We start from the raw sequence: 23,244 nt of genomic DNA on the forward strand, positions 1-23,244 counted from the left end.
CGGACGGGCCACATCGAACCAAGGAGTGAGCATGTCAGTCGGTACCGACAGCGAGGTTCGCCCGCCCCGTGCGGACGCGCCCAGGGAGTCGCACGCACGCGGCTGGCGGGGCCCGGGGTGGGGCTTCCTCGTGAAGCTCGCCCTCATGATGGTCGTCAACGCCATCGGCATCCTGGCGATCGTCGCCGCCTACAACGTCGAGTCGTGGTTCATCCTCGGCGTCCTGGCCGTGCTGCTCCTGGTGGCCGACTGGATCTACTTCGCCCGCCGCGCGGTGCCGATGAAGTACCTCTACCCGGGGCTCATCTTCCTCGCGGTGTTCCAGATCTTCACGCTCTTCTACACCGGCTACGTCGCCTTCACGAACTACGGCACGGGCCACCTGGGCAGCCAGCAGCAGGCGGTCGACGCCGCGCTGATCCAGGACGAGAAGCGCCTCGAGGACTCGCCGTCGTACCCGCTCAGCGTGGTGCGCGACGGCGACGTGCTCGGCTTCGCGATCTCCGACGCCGACGGCGTCGTCTCCCTCGGCACCCCCGAGCAGCCGCTCGAGCCGATCGGCGGGGTCGTCGTCGACGAGAGCGGCCGTCCGGTCGAGGTCCCGGGCTGGGAGGTCGTCCCGCGCGCCCAGGTGCTCGGCAACCCGACCCTCGCCGCCGAGGTCACCTCGCTGCGCGTGCCCGTCTCCGACGACGCCGAGGAGGGTTCGATCCGCACCCGCGAGGGTTCGACGGGGGCGATCTACACCTCCAGCCTCGAGTGGGACCCGGCCGCGCAGACGCTGACGAACACGGAGACCGGAGTGGTCTTCTCGCCGGACGACCGCGGCAACTTCGTCAGTCCCGACGGCGACCGGCTCGCCGCCGGCTGGTACGTCGGCGTCGGCTTCGAGAACTTCCAGCGCGCGTTCACGGACGCCGCCTACGCCGGCCCGCTGCTCAAGGTGACCGCCTGGACCTTCGCGTTCGCGGCGCTCACCGTGCTGACGAGCTTCGGACTCGGCCTCCTGTTCGCCCTCATCTACAACGACGAGCGGCTGCGGGGCCGCAAGATCCTGCGGACGATCTTCATCCTCCCGTACGCGTTCCCGGCGTTCATGTCCGCCCTGCTGTGGCGCGGCATGCTCAACTCCGAGTTCGGCGTCATCAACGACTGGTTCTTCTTCGGCGCCGACATCGGCTGGCTGAGCGACCCGTGGTTGGCGAAGTTCGCCGTGCTCTGGGTCAACCTCTGGCTGAGCTACCCGTACTGGATGCTCGTGACGACCGGGGCGCTGCAGTCGCTCCCTGGCGACGTCGCTGAGGCGGCCCGGATCGACGGCGCGGGCCGGTGGCGGATGTTCCGCTCCATCACCCTCCCGCTGCTGATGGTCTCGACGGCGCCGCTCGCGATCGCGTCGTTCGCCTTCAACTTCAACAACTTCACGATCATCTACATGCTCACCGGCGGTGGTCCCGCATTCCCAGGGGCCTCGGTGCCGCTCGGATCGACCGACATCCTCATCTCCGCGATCTACCAGATCTCCGGGGTCGCGGGCGGTCGGGCCGACTACGGCCTGGCGAGTGCGCTGTCGATCATCGTCTTCATCGTCATCGGGGTCATCTCGGCGCTCGCGTTCCGTCAGACCCGCAAGCTGGAGGAGATCTGATGTCGAGCGTCAGCAGCACCACGAGCGCCCAGGCGCCGGCGACCGCGACGGTCGAGCGGCGCACCCCCGGACGACGCCGTCGCTGGTGGGCCGAGGTCGGGTGGAAGTACCCCCTCGCGGCCATCATCGTGTTCTACGCCGCGTTCCCGCTGGTCTACGCGCTGTCCGCGGCGCTCAACCCGCGCGGCTCGCTCGCCGGCTCGTCGTCGCTGTTCTCCGATGTGGGCCTGGCCAACTTCGCCGCGCTCGGCGGCACCGCGTACTGGACCTGGGTGACCAACACCCTGGTGGTGTGCGGGGCGTCGGCGATCGGCGCCGTCGCGATGGGCGGTGCGGCCGCGTACGCGTTCTCGCGGTTCCGCTTCCGCGGCCGGCGCGCGTCGCTCACGACGCTCCTGATCGTGCAGATGTTCCCGCAGACGGTCGCGTTCGTGGCGGTGTTCCTGCTGCTCAACGCCCTCGGTGAGGTCGTGCCGTCGCTCGGGATCAACTCCAAGATCGCCCTGATCTGCGTCTACCTCGGCGGCGCGCTCGGCGCGAACACGTTCCTCATGTACGGGTACTTCAACACGATCCCGATGGAGATCGACGAGGCCGCCCGGATCGACGGCGCGAGCCACGCCCAGGTGTTCTGGCAGCTGATCATGCCGCTCGTCGTCCCGATCCTCGCGGTGGTGGGGCTGCTGGCCTTCATCTCCTCGTTCGGCGACTTCATCCTGGCCCGGATCGTGCTGACGTCCGAGGACAACTGGACGCTCGCCGTCGGGATGTACCAGTGGGTCTCCAACCAGCTCACCTCCCGCTGGGGGCTCTTCGCCGCCGGCTCGATGATCGCCGCGCTGCCGGTGCTCGTCCTGTTCCTGTCGCTGCAGCGCTTCATCGTCGGCGGCCTGTCCGCGGGCTCCGTGAAGGGCTGACGCGGCCGCACCAACCATTCGCGAGGCCCTTCGGGTCTGGTCGCGAGGCCGTTCCGGTCTGGTCGCGAGGCCGTTCGGTCGCCAGCTCGGGTTGCGCCGCGCCGCAACGGCCTCGCGACTGCACCACAACGGCCTCGCGAACGCACCACAACGGCCTCGCGATGAGACCCGAAGGGCCTCGCGAAAGCAGGGGGAACGAACGTCCGGCCGTCGCGCACCCGCGCGGCGGCAGATCAACGACGATCCACGAGAGGAAGTCATGTCCAGACGCAGCACCACCGCCGCCGTCACCACGTTCGCGACCGCGGCGCTCGTCGCCGCCGGTCTCGCGGTCCCGGCCTCGGCCGACACCGCACCGCCCGACGCCGGAGGTCCCGTCGAGGCCGGCATCACCGTCCCCAAGGTGGAGGGGATGGGTGAGGACTGGATCAACGGAGCCGACTTCTCCTCGATCCTCTCGCTCGAGGAGAGCGGGGTGACCTTCTCCGACTTCGAGGGCAACGACGCGGACCTGTTCGAGGTCCTCGCCGACTCCGGCGTGAACTGGGCCCGCATCCGGGTCTGGAACGAGCCGTTCCTCGACTCCGACCCGACCAAGGGCTACGGCGCCGGCAACGTGGACGCCGACCGCGCCACGATCATCGGCCAGCGCGCCACCGAGGCCGGCATGCGGGTGCTGGTCAACTTCCACTACTCCGACTTCTGGGCGCACCCCGGCCAGCAGTACACGCCCCGCTCCTGGGCCGGCACCACCACCGCGGAGCGTGCCGAGGCGCTGTACGACTACACGGTCGAGACGCTGACGCAGATGAAGGACGCCGGCGTCGACATCGGCATGGTCCAGATCGGCAACGAGACCACGGGCGGCGAGATCGCCGGCACGCGGGGCTGGGCCAACACGGCCGACCTGTTCTCCGCCGGCTCCCGCGCGGTGCGCGACACCCTCGGCGACGACGTGAAGGTTGCCGTCCACTTCACCAACCCGGAGCGGGCGAACCAGTACGCGACCATCGCGCGCGAGCTCGACCAGCGCGGCGTCGACTACGACGTCTTCCTCAGCTCCTACTACGCCTTCTGGCACGGGACGCCGGAGAACCTCACCAACGTCCTGTCGCAGATCGCGACGACGTACGACAAGGAGGTCGCGGTCGCCGAGACGTCCTGGACGTACACGCTCGAGGACGGCGACGGCACCCCCAACTCGGTCCAGACGGCCAACCCCGCCTACTCGGCCACGCCGCAGGGCCAGGCGCTCGCCGTCCGTGACGTCATGCAGGCGATCGCCGACGTGCCGAACGGCAAGGGCCTCGGTACGTTCTACTGGGAGCCGGCCTGGCTGCCCGTCGGTCCGCCGACGCAGTTCGCCGAGAACTTCGCGCTCTGGGAGCGCGACGGTTCGGGCTGGGCGAGCACCTACGCGCAGGACTTCTACAAGCCGACGCCCGGCTGGTACGAGGGCATGCCCGAGAGCGAGTGGGCCGACGTCTACGGCGGCTCCGGCTGGGACAACCAGGCGCTCTTCGACTTCACCGGCAAGCCGCTGGAGTCGCTGCGCGTCTACGAGTACGCGGTCACCGGCTCCGTCGCCCCCGCGAGGTCGAGTCGGTCGAGCAGCCGCGCGTGTCTGTCGTCGCGGGCGCCGCGATCACGCTGCCCACGACCCTCGAGGTCTCCTTCAACGACGGCACCAGCGAGCGTCAGGACGTGACCTGGTCCGACGACGTCTCGTGGATCACCGACGCCGGCACCTACACGGTGCGGGGCACGACGACGGGCGGTCACGCCGCGACGGCCACCGTGGTGGTCCGGGCGAGCGACGCCGAGGGCACCAACCTCGTCGTGAACCCGGGCTTCGAGTCGGGCGTGGCGCCGTGGGTCGGCACCGGCACCGGCTACACGATCAGCAAGGCCGAGAACCCGTTCGCGGGTTCGCGCTCCACGCACTTCTGGGCGGCCAACGCCTACTCCTTCGCGATCGAGCAGCGCATCGAGAACGTTCCCCCGGGCCGCTACCAGCTCTCCGCCAAGGCGCAGGGCGGCGACGCCGGACCGAACGACACGCTCTCCATCTCGGCGCAGTCCGGCATCTCGACGGTCCGCGCACCGTTCACGCTCGCGGGCTTCAACGTGTGGCAGACGCCCACGACCGAGCCGCTGAACGTCGGGGCCGACGGCGTCGTCGTCGTGCGCGCCGACCTGTCCCTCAGCCGCAACGCGTGGGGCAGCCTGGACCAGTTCCAGCTCGTCGCCGTCGCCGACGAGGTGCCGGTCGACACGGCCGCGCTCGCCGCCCTGGTGACCGAGGCCGAGGCGCTCGACCGTCCGACGTACACGCCGGAGTCGATCGCGACGCTCGACGCCGCCCTGGCGCGGGCCTCGTTCGTGCTCGGCTCCACGGCCCCCGGGCAGGAGAGCGTGGACGGCGCCGCCGCGGCGCTCACCGCCGCGCTCGCGGGCCTCGAGAAGAACGCGTTCACCGACGTGCTCGCCGACACGAAGTTCCGCACCGAGATCACGTGGCTCGCGAAGGCCGGCATCTCCACCGGCTGGGTCGACCCGGCCACGGGGGCGGCCGAGTTCCGTCCGCTCGCCCCGATCGCGCGCGACGCGATGGCGGCGTTCCTCTACCGTCTCGCCGGTTCGCCCGAGTTCGAGGAGCCGGAGGTGTCGCCGTTCGTCGACGTGTCGAAGGACAACCAGTTCTTCACCGAGATCGCGTGGCTCGCGCACGAGGGCATCTCGACCGGGTGGGTGACGCCGTCGGGCGCCGAGTTCCGCCCGCTCGAGCCGATCGCGCGCGACGCGATGGCCGCGTTCCTCTACCGGGCCGCGGACTCGCCGGAGTACACGGCTCCCGCGACGCCGTACTTCACGGACGTCCCCGCGACGAGCCAGTTCGCCACGGAGATCGCGTGGATGGTCGACGCGAAGGTCGCCACGGGCTGGGTCGGCAACGACGGCACGTCGCACTACCTGCCGCTGGCACCGGTGGCGCGCGACGCGATGGCGGCGTTCCTGTACCGGTTCCACCACGAGGGGTTCTGAGGCCGGGATCCCTGACGCGGTGACCTGAGGTCGCGACGTCGGGCGGAGCGGGGCGGTGGGCGAGAGCCCGCCGCCCCGCTCCGTCGTTCCCGCGGGGTCCGTTCGGGGGCGACGGCGGAGATCACCCCCGCGGGGGGCTGGAAGTACCCCCTGGTGGGGCTGGAAGTACCCCCTGGTGGGGCGGCGGTCAGGCGAGCTGGCCGCGGACGATGCTCGCGCCCGAGTGGGCCGGGTCGCCGTTGACAGGCTCGTCGGAGATGTCGACGATCGCGAAGTCCGCGACGTCGATGCCCGGCGGCAGGTCGAACGAGCCCGCGTCGCCCGTGAGCACCCCGAGGCTGACGAGGCGCTGGAGGTCGGTCGAGATGAGCCACACCTCGCGGTAGCCCTCGTTCGGGACGTCGTCGGGGAGGTCGACGCGCAGCACCGGACCGCCGTCGACCTCCTCGAGCACGGCGGAGCCGGAGGCGTCCCAGCCCGGCAGTGGCTCCAGCGAGGCGCTCGCCAGCTGCACGACGGCGGGGGTCGGGTCCGGCAGCACGGCCTGCACCCCGAGCACGACGGCGGCGCCCGCTGCCGCCGAGGCGGCGACCAGCAGCGGGAGGCGGGCGCGGCGCCGTCGGGCGTCGAGCGGGACCGGGGCGGGAAGGGGGCGCGCGTCGTCGGGCCGGGCCACGGGGGCCGCGGGCGCCGGGGACAACTCCGGCGCCCCGTCGGACTCGTCCGCGATCTGCGCCGCGATCCGGTCCCACACCCGCGCGGGCGGGGCGACGAGCGGCGCGACGACGCGGGCGCCGTCGACGACGTCCGTCAGCGAGGCCAGCTCCGCGCGGCACAGCTCGCAGATGTCGAGGTGCTCGGCGTCGGTCGGGGACGGCGCCTCGCCGAGGGCGACGAGGGCGAGGTCCTCGGGGTCAGAGTGCGGCATCGGGCACCTCCCATCTCTCACGCAGACGTAGCAGGCTACGTCGGATGTGGCTCTTGACCGTGCCGAGCGGGATCCCGGTCCGCGCGGCGATCTGGTGGTGGGTGAGGTCCTCGTAGAACGCGAGCGCGACGATCGCGCCCTGCGGTTCGCCGAGGCTGGCGATCGCGTCGGCCACGACGACGGTCCGCACCACCGCGTCCGCGGTGTCCCGGTCGGGGGCCGGGGAGGTGAGGGCGTCGGCCGCGAGAGTCCGGACCCCCTCGCGCTGCCGGGTGCGGCGCGTGAGTGCGTCGGCGACGGCGTGCCGGGTGATGCCGACGATCCAGGCGGGCAGTGCGCCGCGCTCCGGGTCGAACTTCGCCCGCGTCCGCCACGCCTCGACGAACACGTGCTGGGTGAGGTCCTCGGCGTCGCCGGCGTTGCCGAGCGCACGCAGCGCGAGCGTGTGCACCAGGGGCGACCAGCGGTCGTAGACCTCGCGCACGGCCTCGGCGTCGCCCCGGCGGAAGGCGGCGGTGAGCGGATCCTCCACTGCACTCACCTCCGGGGCCGGACGCGCTCGTCCTCGAGCTGGCTGCGTCATCGGCCCCTACACCGGAACCGCGGTGACGACGACGTTCGAACGATAGCTGTTCGCGGCCTCGTCCCACACGCCTCCGCACGTGATGAGGACCAGGTGCGGCTCGCCGTCGCGCACGAAGTACGGGGTGAGGTCGAGCGTCTGCTTCTCCAGCACCTCCACGGAGGTGACGCGGTAGGGGTGCTCGGTGCCGTCGGCGCCGGTCACGACGACGATCTCGTCGCCGCCCAGCGCCTTGAGGCGGCTGAAGGGTCCGCGGGGGGTGATCTCCGAGCCGGCGTGCGCCAGGATCACGGTCGCGCCGCGGTCAGCGCCGACGCCGGGACCGAAGCGGTACCAGCCGGCGTCGTTCGCGTCGGGCGGCACCTCGGTCTGGCCGTCGGGTGCGATGCCGACCGGGATGACGGGCACGTCGACGTCGGCCGCCTCGACCCTGACCTCGGTCGGGGGAGTGCCGAGCGCGGTGGCGGCGAGCGGGGCGGTCGCGTCGAGCATCGGGACGTCGGTGGGGGCGGGCGCTGCTGGGGCCGGCGACGCGGGGGCGGCGGGCGCCGGGGGCGCAGGGGTGGGCCCCGCCGTCGTCGCCCCCGAGGAGGACGACGACGGCGAGGCCTCGCTCCCGCCGTCGCTCCCGGCGCTGCTCGCCCCACCGCACGCGGTGAGGGAGAGCGCCAGGGCGACGACGAGAGCGGTGGGGCCGGCCGCGCGGCAGGGGGTCCGCGCGGCCGACGTGGGACGAGGGCTCATCCGACCTAGCGGCCCTCGGTGGTGGTGGTGCGGCGCGCGAGCACGACGCCGGCACCGGCGACGGCCAGCAGGCCCGCGCCGATCAGGAGCGCCGGGGAGACGCCGCCGTCGGGCACGCGTACCTCACCGGTGGGCACGCCGCCGGGGGCGGAGTGGCCGGCGGCGACGGTCTGGGTGGCGAGGGCGAGGCTGTCGCCCTCGAGGCTGCCCCACGCGTAGACGATCGTGAGCGTGCCGTCGGTGACCGGCACGTCGGCCGGGCCGATCAGCGGCTCGGTCGTCCCGGCCGCGGCGACGGCGGCCGACACGGTCGAGGCGGGCAGGTTCAGCGTGGCCTCGTCGGGGTTCTCGAGACCGGAGACGACGGCGGCGCCACCGGCCAGGACGTCGACGGCGGGGGCGGCCGCGACGTGGCGGACGGTCAGGCGGCCCTCGCCCGCGGCGGTGGCCGAGGTGTCGTTGGTGAACAGCGTCGCGGTGGGGGTGCCGGCCGCGTCGAGGTGCGCGACGGCGGTGTAGCTGGTGCCGCCGGTCAGGGGCAGGTCGATCGGGCCGATGACCGGCGCGGACGCGTCGGCGGCGTCGGCGGCCGTGATCGCCACGCTGTAGATGCCCGCGGGCAGCTCGAGCGGGCCGGCGAGGGTGCCGGGGGCGAAGTCGTCGAGGGTGAGGGCACCGTTGACGTACACGTCGACGGTGGTGTCCGGCACGGCGTGCAGGACGGACAGCTGGGCGTCGCCGGGTGCTGCGAGGGCGGGGGAGGCGGAGACCGCCAGGATCACGGCACCGAGGCCGAGGGTGAGGGGAGTGCGCAGACGCATTTCAGTGCTCCTTCGTCGCTGACGCCGGGTGAGGGCGCGATCGGTCTGACGTGGAGTACTTCCCTGGACGGGACGGGTTTGGATGCAGCGCGGCACCACCGATCGAGATCGGGGTCGAGGCGGTAGCGTCGCGGCGTGACCAGCGCCGAGGTGAGCGAGCCGCTCAGCAGCGAGCTCGCGCAGCGCGTCGTCGACACCGTCACCACCCGGATGGACCGTCACGTCAACGTGATGGACTCCCACGGCGTCATCATCGCCTCGTCCGATCCGGAGCGGATCGGCACCCTGCACCACGGTGCGACGCGCGTGATCGCCGAGGCCCGCGCCGTCACCGTGACGGTGCCCGAAGCGGGCTCGTCCGACCGTCCCGGGGTCAACGAGCCGCTGGTCGTGGACGGTCGGCTGGTCGGTGTCGTCGGGGTGACCGGGGATCCGCGCGAGGTCGGCCAGCTCGCGACCGTCGTCGCGCTCGGGGTGCAGCTGCTCATCGTTCAGGAGCGCTCCTACGACGCCGCGACGAGGCGCGCGACGGCGGCCCGGGAGCTCCTCGCCGCGCTCACCTCCGGCCAGCTCGAGGCCGCGGAGGTCGGCTCGCTGCTGCGCGTCGCGGGCCTGGGCACGGGGCCGTGGACGCTGAGCGTCTGGGCCGAGGCCGACCTCGACGCCGGTGCCGGCGGTGGCCGCCGGAGCGCGCCCCCCGCGAACTCGTCGGCCCTCGTCGCCGACCTCAACGCGCGCGAACACCACCGCCGCCGTGCTGCACGGCCTGCTCTGGATCCTCACCCGCGCGCCGCACGCGCCCGACGTGCCCGGCGCGCGCGGGCTGCGCGTCGCCGCCGTCCCGGGGGCCGGCGCGCTCCTGGCGCACGCCCTCGACCTGCGCGCGCTGGCGCCGTACCCGCGCCTGCTTCCTGTCGGGGGTGCGGACGTCGACGGCGGGGCGGCGCTCCTGCTCGGGCTCGGTCACCTCCCGCTCGCGTCGCTGCAGCGGCGGGCCGACGACGTCGCGCGCCTGTCGCCGTCGGACGCCGAGACGGTCGTGGCGATGGCCGGGGCGACGACGCTCGCCGCCGCGGCCGCCGCGCTGTTCGTCCACCGCAACACGCTGGTGCAGCGCCTGGCGCGGATCGGTGAGCGGACCGGGCTCGACCCGCGGGTGCCGACCGACCTCGCGGCGCTCCGGCTCGGGCTGCTGGCGCGCGAGGCGCTGGGGGAGGGCGCGGCGGGCTGAGTCCCGCCGGCGCGGTCAGGCCAGCGGGGAACCAGCCGCGGCGGACCGCGGTTGCGGCACGGTCTCGGCCGCCACCTGGTCCCAGTACGCCGCGATCTCGCTGCCCCGGCGGATCACGGCCTCCGCGCCCGGCGGAGCCGGCCACAGCTGGAGGAGGTAGCGGTCGATATCCTCCGAGCCGTCCGAGACGTCCGTCTCGCGGGCGGCGTCCATCCCGCGCGCGAGCCACCGGGCGCGGTGCGGCCCGGCCGGGAGGTCGAGGGGGTGGAGGGCGTCGAACGACGTCAGCGCGTAGTCGGCGTCGGCGAGATCGACGGACACCTCGACGACGTCCTCCCAGTCCTCCGCGGGCACCGGTGCCGGGGGTTCGGCGAGCAGCTCGACGCGCACGGGCACGCGTCCGGTGTGGAGCCCGGTGATCATCGCGAGGACGCCGGGGTGGGCCGCGCCGCAGAGCCCGTTGGCCTGGCCGGCCCGGGCGTCGATCAGGTCGATCTCCGCGTCGGCCTCGGAGGGCTGGAGGTAGAGGAACCCGTAGTGCACCTCGACGCCCCCGTCGAACAGCACGTCCATGCTCAGCCCCTGCCGTCGAGCGCTGCGACGACCCGCTGCCGCAGGGCGTCGGGCAGCGCGGCGGTGGCGCCCTCGAGGTCGAAGCCGAGGTCCCGCGCCTCCAGCAGCAGATGACCTGCGCGATCGGCGTCGGGCCGTGTGCCCTCGCCGGTGAGCGTCATGACGCCGGCGGTCCAGGCGGCACGAGCGTGCCCCTGCTCGGCCGCGCGCACGTACAGCTCGAGGGCGCGCGCAGAGTCCTGCGGCCGCCCACGGCCCGTCGCGTGCTCGGCGGCCACGTTGTACAGCGCCCGCGGGTGCCCGACGGCCGCCGCGCGGTCGAGGTGGTCGCGGGAGCGGGCGTCGTCCTGGGGCATCCCGCGGCCGGTGGCCGCCAGCACCGACAGCTCGAACAGGGCGTCGGCGTTGCCGGCGGCGGCCGAGGTCTCGAGGTCGGCCGCCGAGGCCGCCCAGTCCTGCGGGTAGCCGTAGCCCTGGCCCCGTATCCAGCCGCGCAGGAGGTGGGCGGCGCCGTCGGGATCGTCGACGACGAGCTCCTCGAGACGCGCGACGGCGGGGCCCGCGGGCTCGACGCGCGCGAAGTAGTCGCGGCGGACCCAGATCAGCGCCGCGAGGCGCGAGCCCTTCCGGTCGGCGGCGAGATAGGCGTCCTTCATCACGGACTCGGCATCCGGCGGCAGGATCCCGAGCAGGTGCTCGTTGCGCGCGAACGCGCCCTGGATCCCGTGCGCCGCCTCGAGGAGCTGCTCGGCGCTCGCGGACCGGTCCGCGAGGGTGGCGCGGGCGTGCTCGTAGTCGGTGAGGCGGCGGGGCGGGGTCGTGGGGCGGTGGCCGGAGCGGGCGCGCTCAGCGGCGTCACCGTCCCGTCCGCCGCCACCTCGAGGAGCGTCCCGACCGGGTGCGAGAGGAACGGCGTGACCCACGGTGCCACGCGGTGCACCTCGTGCGCCGCGACGAGGGGGAGGTCCGCGCCGTCGTCGTCCACCGAGGTGGTGAGCAGCCAGCCCGTGTCGCCGTCGGCGCGCGAACGGCGACGGAGCACCGCGCGACCGCGCTCGACGATCTCGGGACGCCACCGCAGGTGGTCGACCAGGTGGATGGGGTCGCGCCGGACGCCGGCCGCCACGCGCATCTCGGCCTCGCGCAGCTCGAGCATCGGATCGACGTCCCAGGTGAGCGCCTTGATGCCGGGCTTGGTCAGGTCGGTCGTGGCGAGCCGGAGGTCGCTGCCCGACGACGCGACGGCGGCCCACGAGAAGCTGTTCCACACCGCGCTGCGGGCGTGCAGGTCCTCGCTCCGGGCGAAGTACTCGAGGATCTCCAGCGCCCGTCCCTGCAGCTCGGGCCGTGTCTCGGTCCAGATGCGGACCCCGCGCGGCGAGCGGACGTCGACGACCACCCGGGCCGGGGGCGTGCTCGGCGGCCCGTCCGTCCACCACCGGATCGCGCCGATCTCCGGGGGCCAGGCGAAGTTCCGCCCGATCAGCGGGTCGACGGCCTGGATCCCCTCGGCGGTGACGGCCGCCATGAACCAGTGGCCGGGGCCGTGGGCCCGGTCGATGCCGACGAAGACCCACGACCCGACCCCGCCGCGCGACAGCCGGGCCTCGATCTCCTCGGGCGTGGTCTGCTGGAACGGGCCGCGTCCCAGGGCGCCGATCGCGTCCGCGCCGGGGTCCTCCCGGGGGACCTTCGTGGGTGTGCGGCCGGTCGTGGCGGCGGCGTAGGCCATGAGGTTCGACCCGGCGTGGATCAGGCGCGCCGCCTCGGCGTCGTCGGTGCGCATGCCGCGGTTGAAGGCGGTCAGCATCAGCTCCTGCGAGAGGGCCGAGTCGGCGACCATCGCGTTCCCGGCGAAGTCCATCAGCAGCTGCGGTCCGCCCCGGCCCGGGGTCCAGACGTGGACGGCTCCGGGCAGGATCGCCGAGTGGCGGGCCGCGGTCTCGCGGTCGATCCGCAGCAGGCGCGTGGCGGTGTCAGCGAGTCCGGGCAGCTCGGTCCAGTGCTTCATGGCGGACGGATCGGAGGGAGGCGTCGTCATTCGTCGACTCTACGAAAGGAGCGTGGGCCGGGTCGGAACGGATGTGCGTCGGGTGTCGCCGGACCCCGGCCGCCGGGGTGACCACCGACGCGGCAGCACCGGCCGTAATTGGGCAGAACGCCCTGCCCCGCCCCGATCGACGGAGGAACATCGGTGCATCCTGCCGTAGTCCTGTGGCCCACCTCACGCCTAGCGTTCCCGTCATGCCCAATGACGAGCTGTCCGGCCGTGGTGTCCGCATCGCCATCGTCCCCGACTCCTTCAAGGGGAGCCTCTCGGCCCTCGAGGTCGCCACGGCGATGGCGCGCGGGGTCCAGCAGGCCTCCCGCGCAGGAGATCTCGACATCCGCCTGAGCCCGCTGGCCGACGGCGGCGAGGGCACGCTCGACGCCCTGCTCGACGCCTGGGGCGAGCGCGCCCGCACCGTGCGCACGACGGACGCCCTCGGGCGGCCGGCGACGGCGCGGTTCGGTCTCTCGCCGTCGGGCACCGGAGTGATCGAGGCCGCGGAGGCCAACGGTCTGCCGCAGGTCTCCGACACCGAGCTCCTGCCGCTGACGGCCTGCTCGCGCGGCGTCGGCACCATCGCCGCGACCCTGATCGAGCAGGGCGCGACCGAGATCATCCTGTGCATCGGCGGTTCGGCCACGACCGACGGCGGCATCGGCCTGCTGTCGGCCCTCGGCGCCCGCTTCCTGGACGCCGACGGCGAGCCCCTGCCCCCCGGCGGCGGGGCGCTCGCCTCCCTCGAGCGCATCGACCTCGGCGGACTCGACCCCCGCGCCCGAGCCGTCACGTGGCGCGTGGCGTGCGACGTCACCAACCCGCTCGTCGGCCCGCACGGGGCCGCCGCGATCTTCGGGCCGCAGAAGGGGGCGACGGCCGACGACGTCGCCGTCCTGGACGCCGGCCTCGCGCGGCTCGCGGACGTCGTCGCGCGGGAGACCGGTCAGGACCTGCGGGACCGACCGGGCATGGGTGCGGCCGGCGGGATCGCGCTGACGCTCCAGGCGTTCCTCGGCGCCGAGCTCGTCGCCGGGTCCGCCCTGGTGGCGCAGACGCTCGGGCTGCGGGAGATCCTCGACGGCGTCGACCTCGTCCTGACGGGCGAGGGCCGGTTCGACGAGCAGTCGCTGCACGGGAAGGTGGTCGACGCCGTCGCCGCGCACGCCCCCGCGGGCGTCCCCGTCGTCGTGATCGCGGGGGAGGTGATGGTGAGCCCCGAGGACATGTGGGCCCACGGCGTCACCACCGCCCTCGCCGCCGCGCGCGGCCCCCGCACCCTCGCCGACCTCACCCGCACCACCGCGGACGACATCACCTACTCGGCGGCCGTGATCACGCGGCTGCTCGGCCTGTAACCCCCACCCCGTGCGCGTCGCCGCTGACGCGCCTCCGAGGCGAAGGAGCCTTCCCCCATGCTCGACATCCTCATCCTGATCGCGCTCGTGGCGGGCATCGTGCTCGTCACCGCGCGCTGGAAGGTCAGCCCCGTGCTGGCGCTGCTCGGCGCCGCGCTGATCGGTGCGTTCGCGTACCGCATCCCGGTGGCCGACATCATCTCGACGATCACGACGGCGTTCGGGGGGACGCTCGGCAACATCGGCCTCGTGATCCTGTTCGGCACGATGATCGGCGTCATCCTCGAGCGCTCCGGCGCCGCGATCGCGATGGCCGACTGGCTGATCAAGATCATCGGCACGCGGTTCCCGAACCTCACGATGACCGTGATCGGCTACATCGTCTCGATCCCGGTGTTCTGCGACTCCGGCTACGTGATCCTGAACTCGCTGCGCAAGGCCGTCACGCTCCGCACCGGAGTCTCCACGCTCGCGACGTCGATCGCGCTGATGACCGGCCTGTACGCCACGCACACCCTTGTGCCCCCGACGCCCGGCCCGCTCGCGGCCGCGTCCAACCTCGGCGTGGAGAACCTCGGCCTGCTGATCGCGATCGGTCTGCCCGTCGCGGCCGTGGCGGCGCTCGCGGCGATGCTGTTCGCCAACCGCTTCCTGCACACGCCGGTCGACCTGCTGCCGGCCGAGGACGACGACGAGATGGACCACACGTACGAGGAGCTGCGCGCCAGCTACGGCGTGCTGCCGAAGGCGTTCCCCGCGTTCCTGCCGATCCTGCTGCCGCTGCTGCTCATCTGCGGCGCGTCGATCGCGAAGATCCCCAGCCGTCCGATCGGTGAGGGCGTGGCGTTCGAGATCCTGGCGTTCGTCGGGACCCCCGTCATCGCGCTGATCATCGGACTGCTCGCCGCGGCGGCGCTGCTGCGCGGCAACGGCAAGCTCGTGGCCTTCAACAGCCAGATCGACGACGCGATCCGCGTCTCCGCGCCGATCCTGCTCATCACGGCGGCCGGCGCCTCCTTCGGTGCCGTGCTCGCGGCCTCGCCTCTCATGGACGTGCTCGGCGGGAGCCTCTCGGGCCTCGGCATCGGTCTGGCGGTCCCGTTCCTCATCGCGGCTGCGCTGAAGACGGCGCAGGGCTCCTCGACGGTCTCGATGGTGACGACGTCGGCGCTCGTCGCCCCGCTGCTCGGCGAGATCGGACTGGGCACCGAGATGGGCGCGGCGCTCGCCGTGCTCGCGGTCGGTGCCGGCGCGATGGTCGTCTCGCACGCCAACGACTCCTACTTCTGGGTCGTCTCGCGGCTGGGCCGTATCCCGGTCGCGACGGCGTACCGCACGCTCAGCGTGGCGACGGCGATCGAGGGCACCGCGGCGTTCGCGACGATCTGGGTGATCGGGTTCTTCGTCCTGTAGGCGCGGACCGGTCCGTAGCAGGCCGGTCCACAGCCGCGGGCCGGTCACAGCGCGGCCGCCTGGATCGTATCGAGCACGAGCTCGACGGCCAGCGCGGCGACGACGGCGCTGCCGTGGTCGGGGAGCTCGGGGGTGTCCAGGAGCTCGGGGGTCTCCCGGGGCCGCAGGCGCGTAGCCCCGGGCGCCACGAACCGCATCACGGCGTCGGAGACGAACTCGGCCTCGGCCTCCTTCTGCTCCGCGTCGAGGTCGAGGCGCTCGAGCCACAGCCCCTCGCCGGTCTGCAGGAGGGCGGGGTCGGGCCCCAGGTGCCCGCAGTAGAGGTGGCCGAGCTCGTGCGCGAGCACGGCGAGCTTCTCGGTCGGGGACAGGTCGGCGTTCAGCGCCAGCTCGAACCGCACGGGCACCGGGGCGACGACGAGTGGCCGCCTGCTCGTGACGACGTCCTGGGTGGCGCCGGTGCGCGACGTCGTGAGGTGACCGCCCCGGGACTGACCGAGGCGGTGGTCGACCACCCTGACGCCGTGGACCTTGATCGACTCGATCATCGTCGCGAGCACCTGCGGCGCCGCGTCGAAGGTGCGGCGGGCGAACGGCTGGTGCGGCTCGTAGGCGTGGCTGCCGGGATCGGGGCCCGGCTCGACCTGGGACGCGTCGAGGACGAAGTGGAGCGGCCCGCCCGGGTTCAGCACGAGCAGCGGCTGCTCGTTCGGGAGGGCGACCATCCCGTACCGGTGCTGCCACGTCGACGGGGTCTCGACGTGGGTGGCGCTCGGGCGCTGGCACAGCAGGAGCAGCCCGTTGTAGGTCGAGAACCGCGGCCAGAACTGCCACGCCGCCCGGAGCGCCGAGCTGACCGACGGCTCCTTGCCGAACTCCACGGCGTCGAGGGTGAGCTCGAGCAACCGCCGTCGCTTGCGCTCGAGCTTCTCGCGGGTCAGGTGCTCGCGCGGGCCGGGCCCGATCCCGCCGGCCGGCAGGGCGAACCCGGCCAGCAGGTCCTCCTGGATCGGTCGTCCGTGCGGCGCGGGGCGCTCACCCCGGGGGTGCGGGGCGAGGGTCTCGGTCGGGGCGGGTGGCGCCGTCATGCCAGGGACGGTAGAGCCGGGCACCGACATCGCCGCCGCCCGGCCGTGCGCCGCGGGGACTTCTCCCCATCGCGCCGCGCTGCGGCTGCGCCTAGGTTCGAGATCATGAGCCAGCTGCCGAGCCTGTCCGCCACGGCCTCCGACGCCGATCGCACGCTCGCCGACCTGCGCGCCAGTGCGGCCCTGCTGTCGGCCACGGGGATCGACGAGACCCGCAACGTCGAGGTCCGGATGGTCGAGGGACGGCTGACCGAGGCCGTCGTGCACGACGTCTGGCGGTCCGCCCTCGAGCCGCGCGAGCTCGGCGACGCCGTGCTGGAGGCCGCGCGCGACGCCGGCGCCCGCGCCCACCGTCGACTCGCGGAGCACGCCGAGCGCGCCGAGCACGCGGGGACGCACGCCCCGCCGTCGCCGTCCACCCCGCCGCTCGAGCACCCCACCGCCGTCGCCCTCCCGGCCGTCTCCCCGCACGCGCCCGCCACGGCGTCGCTGCACGCGTTCGCCGACGTGCTCGACGAGCTGCGCGACGGGATGGACGTGATGATCCGCGCGATGGAGAGCCAGGTGACGGGCCAGTCCGACGACCAGCCGACACCCGCGCCGTCGCAGCGGCGCACCGAGCACGTCACCCTGACGTTCGCCGGACAGGCGCTCGACGGCGTGCGGATCGACCCCCAGTGGGCCGAGCTGGCCGATGCCGGGGCCCTCTCCCGCGAGATCACCGCCGCGCTCCGCCGACCGGCGCCCGCGTCCGGCTTCCCGGGGGTCGACGACGCCGACCTCGCCCCGCTGCGCGCCCTGACGGCGCTCGCCGCCGATCCGACCCAGCTCGCCGCGCGGCTGCGGCTCACCGAGTAGCCGCGCCCCCGATCGCCTCCAGCCCGCACCTCCCCGCCCCACCCGCCCCACCCGAGGAGTCCGATGTCCATCCGCGTCGCCGTCGAGGCGCTCAGCACCGACGCCACCCACTGGGAGGGGACCGGCAGGGATCTCGGGGCCCAGGGCCATGCCGTCGCGGCCATCGCCCCGCCCGCCCTGGCCTTCGGCACCCTCGGGGCCGACGTCGCGGCGGCGTACGACCGGGCCCGCCAGCACCTGTCCCAGGCGCTGGCGAGCGGGTCGATCGAGCAGGTCGGGGCGGCGTTCACGCTGCGCGAGGTCGCGCTGGCCTACCTGACCTCGGACGAGCAGGCCGCCATCGACTTCAACAACACCTGGGAAATCGAGGACTGACGCCATGATCTGGACGATCATCACGAGGATCCGCGACGCGGTCAGGGACGTCGAGCGCATGCTGGGGCTCTTCCAGGCGCGCCTGGACTGGGCCGCGGCCCGCGCCGCCCAGGCGGGCCAGGGGCCTGTGGTCGCTCCGGTCCTCGCCGCGATGGCGGAGCTCGTGCGGCACTGGCAGGCGGCCGCCGACTGGATCGCGGACGCCCTCGACGGGCTGGGTGACCCCGAGGCGCTCGAGACCGCGTCGGACTCCTGGGTCACCATCGGTCCGGTGCTGCGCGACATCGAGGACCGCGTGCGCGACCTCTACTCCAGCGTCGGGGCGAACTGGGAGGGCTCGGCGGCCGATGCCTACGCCCAGCGCATCCCGCTGCAGAAGGATGCGATCGAGGAGGCGCGGACCGCGTCGACGGGCATGTCGGGGCCGCTCCTGGACATGAAGGCCGCGATCCTCGCGATGGCCGGCGCCGTGCTCCTCGCGATCCTCACCCTGGTGGGGGCCCTCATGGCGGCGTGGGCCGGCCTCGTGGCCGGGACGATCGAGATCGCTGTCGGGTCGTCGACGCTCATCGCCGGCGCCATCGTCTCCGCGACGGGCGTCGGCGCTCCCGTCGGCGTGCCGGCGATGATCCTGGCCGGGCTCGGCGTCGCCGCGGGGGTCGCCACGGTCCTCGGGGCGCTGGGGGCCGCCGCGATCGGCGTCACGATCGCCGTCGTCACGCTCGACACCGCTGCGTCCACCTTCGCGAGCGACGCCGACGGCGCGGAGTCGACCCTGGCCAGGGTCGAGAGCACCGTCGGGACGTGGCCCTGGCTGGCGGCGCAGTAGCCGGGACCGGTTGCTACACCTGACCGCCCACGAACAGCTCGAGGTGGCGGCACCGCCGGCACATCAGCGCGACGATCTCGAACCGAGGCTTGCCCATCCGCGCCGCGCCGCCGAAGATCCCTCGCTCGAGCGGACCGGGGATCCAGCGGCTGTAGCCGTGGGAGCTCTCGCCGCCGTCCTCGACGAAGCCGGGCTCGAGGTCCTCGGAACCGCAGGTCGAGCACCGCGGGACGGGGGCCTGCTGCGGTGTGCCGAGGTCCTGCGGGCCGGGGTCGTCCGGGGGTGTTCCGTAGAGGCTCATGACGAAAGGTCTATCGCACGGGCGTGCTGTGATGGGGGAATGACCTCCGACGTCCGCAACCTCCACGCCGCGCTCGACAGCCTCACGGCGCCCTGGCAGCCGCACCGCCTCGCCAGCGTCAACGACTACGACGTCAAGGTGGTCGCGCTCGAGGGCGAGTTCGTCTGGCACAGCCACCCCGACACCGACGAGCTGTTCCTGGTGGTCAGCGGCGAGCTGACGATCCAGCTGCGCGACGGCGATGTGGTGCTCCGGGAGGGCGACGTGTACGTCGTGCCACGCGGCGTCGAGCACTGCCCACGGGCCGACGGCGAGGTGCGGGCCCTGCTCGTCGAGCCGGCCGGGACCGTCAACACCGGCGACGCCGGCGGGCCGCGGACGTCGGCGCTGCGGGAGCTGGAGGGCGACGGCGGAGGCGCCGCCGCGGCTCTCGCGCCCGACGGCGAGGGCGCGACGCCCGAGCGCCGCGGCCCCCGCCCGACGACGTCGAACGAGGGCCCCCACCGCCAGGTCGACCAGCTCGCGTCGCCGGCGCTGTGGGGCGAGATGGTGGCGCGGGTGTACGCGCTCGACGGGGTGGTCGAGGGCACGAGCCAGGTGTCGCCGGCGTCGTCGCGGGCGGTGTTCCTGGTCGACCAGCGCGACGAGCGGGCCCCGGAGACCTCGCTCGCGCCGGGTGAGCGCCTGGAGCCCGTTCACCTGCACGGGGTCGACGACACGAGCCTCCACCTGACCCTCCCGGCCGAGCGCGCCGCTGAGCTGATCAGCCTGGGGTGGGCCGAGGAGCACCAGTACGCCGACTTCGGCACCGAGGTGATGATCTACGGCCCGCGCGACGCGGCCGAGCTCGAGCTCGTGCTCGGCGTCGTGACCGAGAGCCTGGCCTTCGCGCGCGGGACGCGGGCGGGGGGCGAGGCGGGGGCCCAGCCCCGACCATGACCACCGACGACCCGACGTGGAAGGATCGTCCGATGGTGGCCCTGCAGCCGGACGTGTCGACGACGACGCGCGAGACCCGATCCTCGGACGACTGGTTCCGCCGTGTCGCCGCCGTCCTGCTGGACGGTTCCCTGCTCGGTGGGGTGACCTGGCTCGCCGTCGGTGCGGGATCCGTGGTGCCCTCGCTGCAGCCGCCGTTCTCCGGCGGCCTCGTGAACCCGGGTGCCGGGGAGACGATGGAGTGGACCCGCAGCGGTTGGGTGCTCGCGACGATCGCGGCGCTCGTGCTGCTCCAGGCCGTCACCGGTGCGACGCCGGGCAAGCGCCTGGTCGGCGTGATGGTGGTGCGCGAGGGCACGCTGCGTCCGGCGGGTCTGGGGCGCACGCTCGCCCGGCCCTTCCTGCACGTGCTCGACTCGCTCCTCCTCATCGGCTACCTGCGGCCGCTGTGGAACCCGCGTCGCCAGACCTTCGCCGACTCGATCCTGCGCACGAACGTCGTCTCGCGGACGCCTGAGCTCCCCGCGTGGCTCGCGAACCGGGTCGGGCCGGGATCGCGACGGCGCTCGCGGCTCGTGACGGCGGCCGCCGGGCTGGTGTGCGCGCTGGGGGTCGGGCTGTCGTTCCCCATCGGGAGGGTGGCGCCGGTGCCGGCGGTGCCACCGACGGCGTGCGGCGACCTGACCGTGCTCGACGCCGGTGACGCGGCTCAGGCCCAGGCCACCGTGCGGCAGGAGGGGTCGCGACAGTACGAGCGGCGCCTGTGGATCGAGCGTCCCGTGGTGACCGTGGCGCCGGCGGCGATCATCACCTGGGCGTGGGACGCCGACGCGGTCAGCGGGATGCGGTCCGAGCAGGAGGCGTGGCTGCGGACGTCGATCGATCCCGCCGCGCCGGACGGGTCCCTCACCTGGGGACTTGCCCCGGGGGCGCCGAACCAGGGCCGGCTGGCCGCCGACCAGCAGCTCGGGTCCGACGAGGTCGGCCGCGTGGGCGAGGACGGCTGGATCGAGTCGACCCTCGTGCTCGACGGCGTGCCGGTCGCCACGTGCACCGTGACCGGCGAGGAGCTGGGGCTGGGGTGAGGGCGACGTGGCCGTGGTGAGGTTTGGACCCACCCCTGGAGGATCGTCGTGAACCGGGTTCCGCTCCGCGCCGAGGGGCTCTCCGACGACACCGTCGATGGGCTGTCGCGGAAGCACAAGCGTCGAGTCCTGACGTACCTCCGGGCCGGGCGGCTGGTCGTCGCCTCCCGGATGACCGTTCCCGACCGGTACGACGGCGGTGCCCCGCCGATCGGCGTCAGCTTCCGGACCGACGGTGCGTGGGTGTGGTCGGAGGAGACGATCGCCTACCTCGAACGCCACGACCACCGGGTCCCGCACGACCTGGAGCAGCGGGCGCGGCAGTGGTCCGGCGCCCCGCTCCAGGTGAGTGACGACTCCGTGGCTGAGGCCGCCGAGCTTCTCCGGTCGCCGGGCTCGGCCTGACGGGTGACCGTCAGCGAGCAGCGCCCTCCAGTCGCGTCGCGATCGCCGGCCCCTGCTCGATGACGAGGTCGCAGAGGTTGGCCAGCTCGTTGACCAGCAGCGCGCCGTCGAACCGGCTCGCGGGGAAGTCGAGACGCGCGACGACGGCCCGGCCGTGGAGCACGAACGTGACGCCCTGGTGGAACCGGTTGAGGTCGTTGACGACGGCGAGCGCGTGGCCGACGTCGTCCACCGCCGTCGTGATCAGCGCCGTCATCGGGACGATGAGCCGGGCGGTGCTCCACTCGATGTCGACGCTGGCGTCGCCGGCCTCGATCTCGATCTCCCCGCACTCGCCGCGGCGGACCTCCCGGCCCAGGACGGCGCCCAGCGTCTCCTCGACGAGACGGTCGAGGTGACGGGCGTCGGTGGGACGCACGCCGCTGGCGAGTGGGGTCGGACCGCGCCGGGGGCGGGGCGCGACGGGCTCCGGGGCCACCGACCGCGGGGTCTCCGGCAGGTCGTCGACGGTCAGGAACGCGGGGTGCAGCACGCCGAGCACCTCGACCAGCGCGGTGGTGACCGCGTCGGCGGCCTCCGCGGCGGCGTCGGCCCGGAAGTAGCGGGCGTAGTGCTTGCTGGCGACGGCGGCGCGCATCCAGCCACGCCGTCGGGCCTGCGCCATCGCCGCGCGGGAGAGGCGAAGCGCGGGTGGGAGCCCGATGTTGCCGCGGAGGAGGACGAAGACGTCGTCGCCCTCGCAGTCGATCCGGAGCCGGTTGACGGTGGCGGCGCCCTCCTCGACGAAGATCCCGATCGACCGCGACCCGTTCTCGTCGATGAGCTCCACGAGCTCCTCGGTGAACTGCGACCACGCGGTGGCGGTGGACGCGTCGAGGTCCGTCTCCGAGCTGTGGGGCGAAGGATCTGTCATGCCGGGGACGCTAGAGGAGGGGTCTGACATCGGGAATCCCGTTCGCCACCGTCGGCCCGGGCCTCAGCCGGAGAGCACCACCGCCGCCACCCCGGTCGCGAGCAGCGCCACGCCGGTCAGCGCGCAGACGCGCCCAGCCCCGGACGCGCTCAGCACGTCGTCGCGCTCCGGATCGCGGTCGATCCCGGCTACGATCGCGAGCCCGACGGCGACCACCACCGGCATCACCAGGTACAGCACGCTCTGGTACAGCCAGGCGTAGGGCACGAAGTGGATCGCCGCGGTGATCGCGAACACGAGCGGGACGGCGGTGTACCGCCGCTGGGTGACGAGCACGATCAGCAGCGGCAGCACGAGCAGCTGCGACATCGAGACGAGCACGCCGAGCTGTGCCAGGAGCGGGCCGCCGGGGCGCTCGTCGAACATGCCGAGGGCGGCGGAGATCCCGAGCGCGACAGGCAGCGCGACCGTGCCCTGGAAGAGCGTCGCGAAGGCGGCAACCCGAGGCGTTCGCGTGTGCCACAGCAGCGCGCACACCAGCCACGTCACCCCGTAGGCCCCGAGAAAGGGGGCACCGGAGTAGTTGGCGTCGGCGAGCTCGGCGAGCGCCGACCCGAGGTCCTCCATCGTCGTCAGGCCGACTCCTCCCCCTTGGTGTCGACCTCCTCGACCCACGCGGGCGGCTCGTCGCGGCCGGCCTCCTCGTCCTTGTCGGCGTCGTCGGCGGTGGCCTGGACGATGCCCTGGGCGTGGTGGGTGGGGGCGTAGACGGTGTAGAGGCGAAGGGGCTCGTCACCGGTGTTCTCGACGTCGTGCCAGGTGCCGGCGGGGACCTGGATGCTCCAGCCGTCGGAGACGTCCTGGGTGAAGGAGAGGTCGTCCTTGTCGGGGCCCATCTTGACGCGGCCCTTCCCGGCGTCGATGCGCAGGAACTGGTCGGTCCCGTGGTGCACCTCGAGGCCGATGGCGTTGCCGGGCTCGATCGACATGAGCACGACCTGCAGGTGCTTGCCGGTCCACGCGACGCGGCGGTAGTCACCGTTCTCCTGCGTGGCGGTCTCGATGTCGAAGGCGTTGGGGTGGGGGCCGTTGTCGGTGATGTCCATGCTGGTCATCCTGACCGAGTCAGGACGGCGGGGCCAGGGT

General features: G+C 73.5%; 25 protein-coding genes and 1 pseudogene. 14 read left to right on the forward strand and 12 right to left on the reverse strand.

Annotation, left to right across the window (positions count from 1 at the left end; genetic code table 11):
- The first annotated feature begins 31 nt into the window (after nt 1–31).
- The 4 genes from C8046_RS11470 to C8046_RS11485 all read left to right on the forward strand — a co-directional run bounded on the left by C8046_RS11470 (nt 32) and on the right by C8046_RS11485 (nt 5,610).
- The gene (locus C8046_RS11470) at nt 32–1,648 is read left to right on the forward strand and encodes an ABC transporter permease subunit (protein WP_109229553.1); all 1,617 of its coding nucleotides are present in this window, start codon (nt 32–34) and stop codon (nt 1,646–1,648) included.
- Nucleotides 1,648–2,565 carry a sugar ABC transporter permease gene (locus C8046_RS11475; RefSeq protein WP_109229554.1) on the forward strand — a complete coding sequence of 306 codons (918 nt, stop codon included), beginning with the start codon at nt 1,648–1,650 and terminating at the stop codon, nt 2,563–2,565. Before C8046_RS11470 ends, C8046_RS11475 begins: the two co-directional genes overlap by 1 nt.
- Before the next feature lie 259 nt (nt 2,566–2,824).
- On the forward strand, nt 2,825–4,273 hold the full coding sequence (locus tag C8046_RS11480) for a glycoside hydrolase family 53 protein (RefSeq protein ID WP_109229555.1): 1,449 nt from the start codon (nt 2,825–2,827) through the stop codon (nt 4,271–4,273).
- Complete coding sequence (locus C8046_RS11485; protein WP_235866300.1) at nt 4,186–5,610, forward strand: Ig-like domain-containing protein; 1,425 nt, start codon at nt 4,186–4,188, stop codon at nt 5,608–5,610. The genes C8046_RS11480 and C8046_RS11485 overlap by 88 nt, the downstream gene beginning before the upstream one ends.
- A 187-nt stretch (nt 5,611–5,797) precedes the next feature.
- Here the strand turns inward: C8046_RS11485 and C8046_RS11490 are convergent, their stop codons facing one another.
- From C8046_RS11490 to C8046_RS11505, 4 genes are read right to left on the reverse strand one after another with little or no spacing between them, the layout of a single operon-like run.
- Nucleotides 5,798–6,538, reverse strand: coding sequence for an anti-sigma factor (locus C8046_RS11490; RefSeq protein ID WP_109229557.1), 741 nt, complete (start codon nt 6,536–6,538; stop codon nt 5,798–5,800).
- A complete protein-coding gene (locus C8046_RS11495; protein WP_235866301.1) occupies nt 6,525–7,070 on the reverse strand; it encodes an RNA polymerase sigma factor in 546 nt (181 codons plus the stop codon). The genes C8046_RS11490 and C8046_RS11495 overlap by 14 nt, the downstream gene beginning before the upstream one ends.
- 57 nt (nt 7,071–7,127) lie before the next feature.
- Nucleotides 7,128–7,865: a class F sortase gene (locus tag C8046_RS11500; protein ID WP_109229559.1), complete on the reverse strand. Its 738-nt coding sequence runs from the start codon at nt 7,863–7,865 to the stop codon at nt 7,128–7,130.
- A 5-nt stretch (nt 7,866–7,870) separates the two neighbouring features.
- Entirely contained in the window at nt 7,871–8,686 is an 816-nt protein-coding gene (locus tag C8046_RS11505; protein WP_109229560.1) for a DUF4397 domain-containing protein, read from the reverse strand.
- A gap of 210 nt (nt 8,687–8,896) precedes the next feature.
- Here C8046_RS11505 and C8046_RS20215 point away from each other — a divergent pair.
- Nucleotides 8,897–9,181, forward strand: a pseudogene (locus C8046_RS20215) (sugar diacid recognition domain-containing protein); the annotation flags it as partial.
- Between the two features lie 259 nt (nt 9,182–9,440).
- Complete coding sequence (locus C8046_RS19460; RefSeq protein ID WP_235866303.1) at nt 9,441–9,917, forward strand: helix-turn-helix domain-containing protein; 477 nt, start codon at nt 9,441–9,443, stop codon at nt 9,915–9,917.
- A 15-nt stretch (nt 9,918–9,932) separates the two neighbouring features.
- On the opposite strand, the gene C8046_RS11515 is transcribed toward C8046_RS19460, so the two are convergent.
- The 3 genes from C8046_RS11515 to C8046_RS11525 are packed head-to-tail and all read right to left on the reverse strand — an operon-like array spanning nt 9,933 to nt 12,531.
- Nucleotides 9,933–10,490, reverse strand: coding sequence for a hypothetical protein (locus tag C8046_RS11515; protein WP_109229561.1), 558 nt, complete (start codon nt 10,488–10,490; stop codon nt 9,933–9,935).
- Between the two features lie 2 nt (nt 10,491–10,492).
- On the reverse strand, nt 10,493–11,146 hold the full coding sequence (locus C8046_RS11520) for a tetratricopeptide repeat protein (RefSeq protein ID WP_109229562.1): 654 nt from the start codon (nt 11,144–11,146) through the stop codon (nt 10,493–10,495).
- Entirely contained in the window at nt 11,146–12,531 is a 1,386-nt protein-coding gene (locus tag C8046_RS11525) for a hypothetical protein (RefSeq protein ID WP_109229563.1), read from the reverse strand. Before C8046_RS11525 ends, C8046_RS11520 begins: the two co-directional genes overlap by 1 nt.
- 203 nt (nt 12,532–12,734) lie before the next feature.
- Here C8046_RS11525 and C8046_RS11530 point away from each other — a divergent pair, with 203 nt between their 5' ends.
- The gene (locus tag C8046_RS11530) at nt 12,735–13,892 is read left to right on the forward strand and encodes a glycerate kinase (RefSeq protein WP_109229564.1); all 1,158 of its coding nucleotides are present in this window, start codon (nt 12,735–12,737) and stop codon (nt 13,890–13,892) included.
- 57 nt (nt 13,893–13,949) lie between these two features.
- The gene (locus C8046_RS11535; protein WP_109229565.1) at nt 13,950–15,305 is read left to right on the forward strand and encodes a GntP family permease; all 1,356 of its coding nucleotides are present in this window, start codon (nt 13,950–13,952) and stop codon (nt 15,303–15,305) included.
- Between the two features lie 44 nt (nt 15,306–15,349).
- Here the strand turns inward: C8046_RS11535 and C8046_RS11540 are convergent, their stop codons facing one another.
- A complete protein-coding gene (locus C8046_RS11540) occupies nt 15,350–16,393 on the reverse strand; it encodes an ImmA/IrrE family metallo-endopeptidase (RefSeq protein ID WP_109229566.1) in 1,044 nt (347 codons plus the stop codon).
- Between the two features lie 105 nt (nt 16,394–16,498).
- On the opposite strand from C8046_RS11540, the gene C8046_RS11545 reads away from it, so the two are divergent.
- The 3 genes from C8046_RS11545 to C8046_RS11555 all read left to right on the forward strand — a co-directional run bounded on the left by C8046_RS11545 (nt 16,499) and on the right by C8046_RS11555 (nt 18,455).
- Entirely contained in the window at nt 16,499–17,251 is a 753-nt protein-coding gene (locus C8046_RS11545; protein WP_109229567.1) for a hypothetical protein, read from the forward strand.
- Nucleotides 17,252–17,314: 63 nt separating this feature from the next.
- Nucleotides 17,315–17,626, forward strand: coding sequence for a hypothetical protein (locus C8046_RS11550; RefSeq protein ID WP_109229568.1), 312 nt, complete (start codon nt 17,315–17,317; stop codon nt 17,624–17,626).
- Nucleotides 17,627–17,630: 4 nt separating this feature from the next.
- Nucleotides 17,631–18,455: a hypothetical protein gene (locus C8046_RS11555; protein ID WP_109229569.1), complete on the forward strand. Its 825-nt coding sequence runs from the start codon at nt 17,631–17,633 to the stop codon at nt 18,453–18,455.
- Nucleotides 18,456–18,468: 13 nt separating this feature from the next.
- Here C8046_RS11555 and C8046_RS11560 read toward each other — a convergent pair whose 3' ends face one another.
- On the reverse strand, nt 18,469–18,756 hold the full coding sequence (locus C8046_RS11560; protein WP_199224454.1) for a hypothetical protein: 288 nt from the start codon (nt 18,754–18,756) through the stop codon (nt 18,469–18,471).
- A gap of 39 nt (nt 18,757–18,795) precedes the next feature.
- Here C8046_RS11560 and C8046_RS20005 point away from each other — a divergent pair, with 39 nt between their 5' ends.
- The 3 genes from C8046_RS20005 to C8046_RS11580 are packed head-to-tail and all read left to right on the forward strand — an operon-like array spanning nt 18,796 to nt 21,185.
- Nucleotides 18,796–19,695 (forward strand): cupin domain-containing protein, encoded by a 900-nt coding sequence (locus tag C8046_RS20005; RefSeq protein WP_328587595.1) that lies wholly within the window; start codon nt 18,796–18,798, stop codon nt 19,693–19,695.
- Between the two features lie 32 nt (nt 19,696–19,727).
- Nucleotides 19,728–20,780, forward strand: coding sequence for an RDD family protein (locus tag C8046_RS11575; protein ID WP_158277202.1), 1,053 nt, complete (start codon nt 19,728–19,730; stop codon nt 20,778–20,780).
- 48 nt (nt 20,781–20,828) lie between these two features.
- On the forward strand, nt 20,829–21,185 hold the full coding sequence (locus C8046_RS11580) for a hypothetical protein (protein ID WP_109229571.1): 357 nt from the start codon (nt 20,829–20,831) through the stop codon (nt 21,183–21,185).
- Between the two features lie 10 nt (nt 21,186–21,195).
- Here C8046_RS11580 and C8046_RS11585 read toward each other — a convergent pair whose 3' ends face one another.
- From C8046_RS11585 to C8046_RS11595, 3 genes are all read right to left on the reverse strand, one after another.
- Nucleotides 21,196–22,098, reverse strand: a complete 903-nt coding sequence (locus C8046_RS11585; RefSeq protein ID WP_109229572.1) for a T3SS (YopN, CesT) and YbjN peptide-binding chaperone 1 — start codon at nt 22,096–22,098, stop codon at nt 21,196–21,198.
- Between the two features lie 63 nt (nt 22,099–22,161).
- Nucleotides 22,162–22,725 (reverse strand): DUF7010 family protein, encoded by a 564-nt coding sequence (locus tag C8046_RS11590; RefSeq protein ID WP_109229573.1) that lies wholly within the window; start codon nt 22,723–22,725, stop codon nt 22,162–22,164.
- Between the two features lie 5 nt (nt 22,726–22,730).
- A complete protein-coding gene (locus C8046_RS11595; protein WP_109229574.1) occupies nt 22,731–23,204 on the reverse strand; it encodes a cupin domain-containing protein in 474 nt (157 codons plus the stop codon).
- Nucleotides 23,205–23,244: the final 40 nt, after the last annotated feature.

Origin of the sequence: Serinibacter arcticus (assembly GCF_003121705.1) — a bacterium.
Lineage (GTDB): Bacteria > Actinomycetota > Actinomycetes > Actinomycetales > Beutenbergiaceae > Litorihabitans.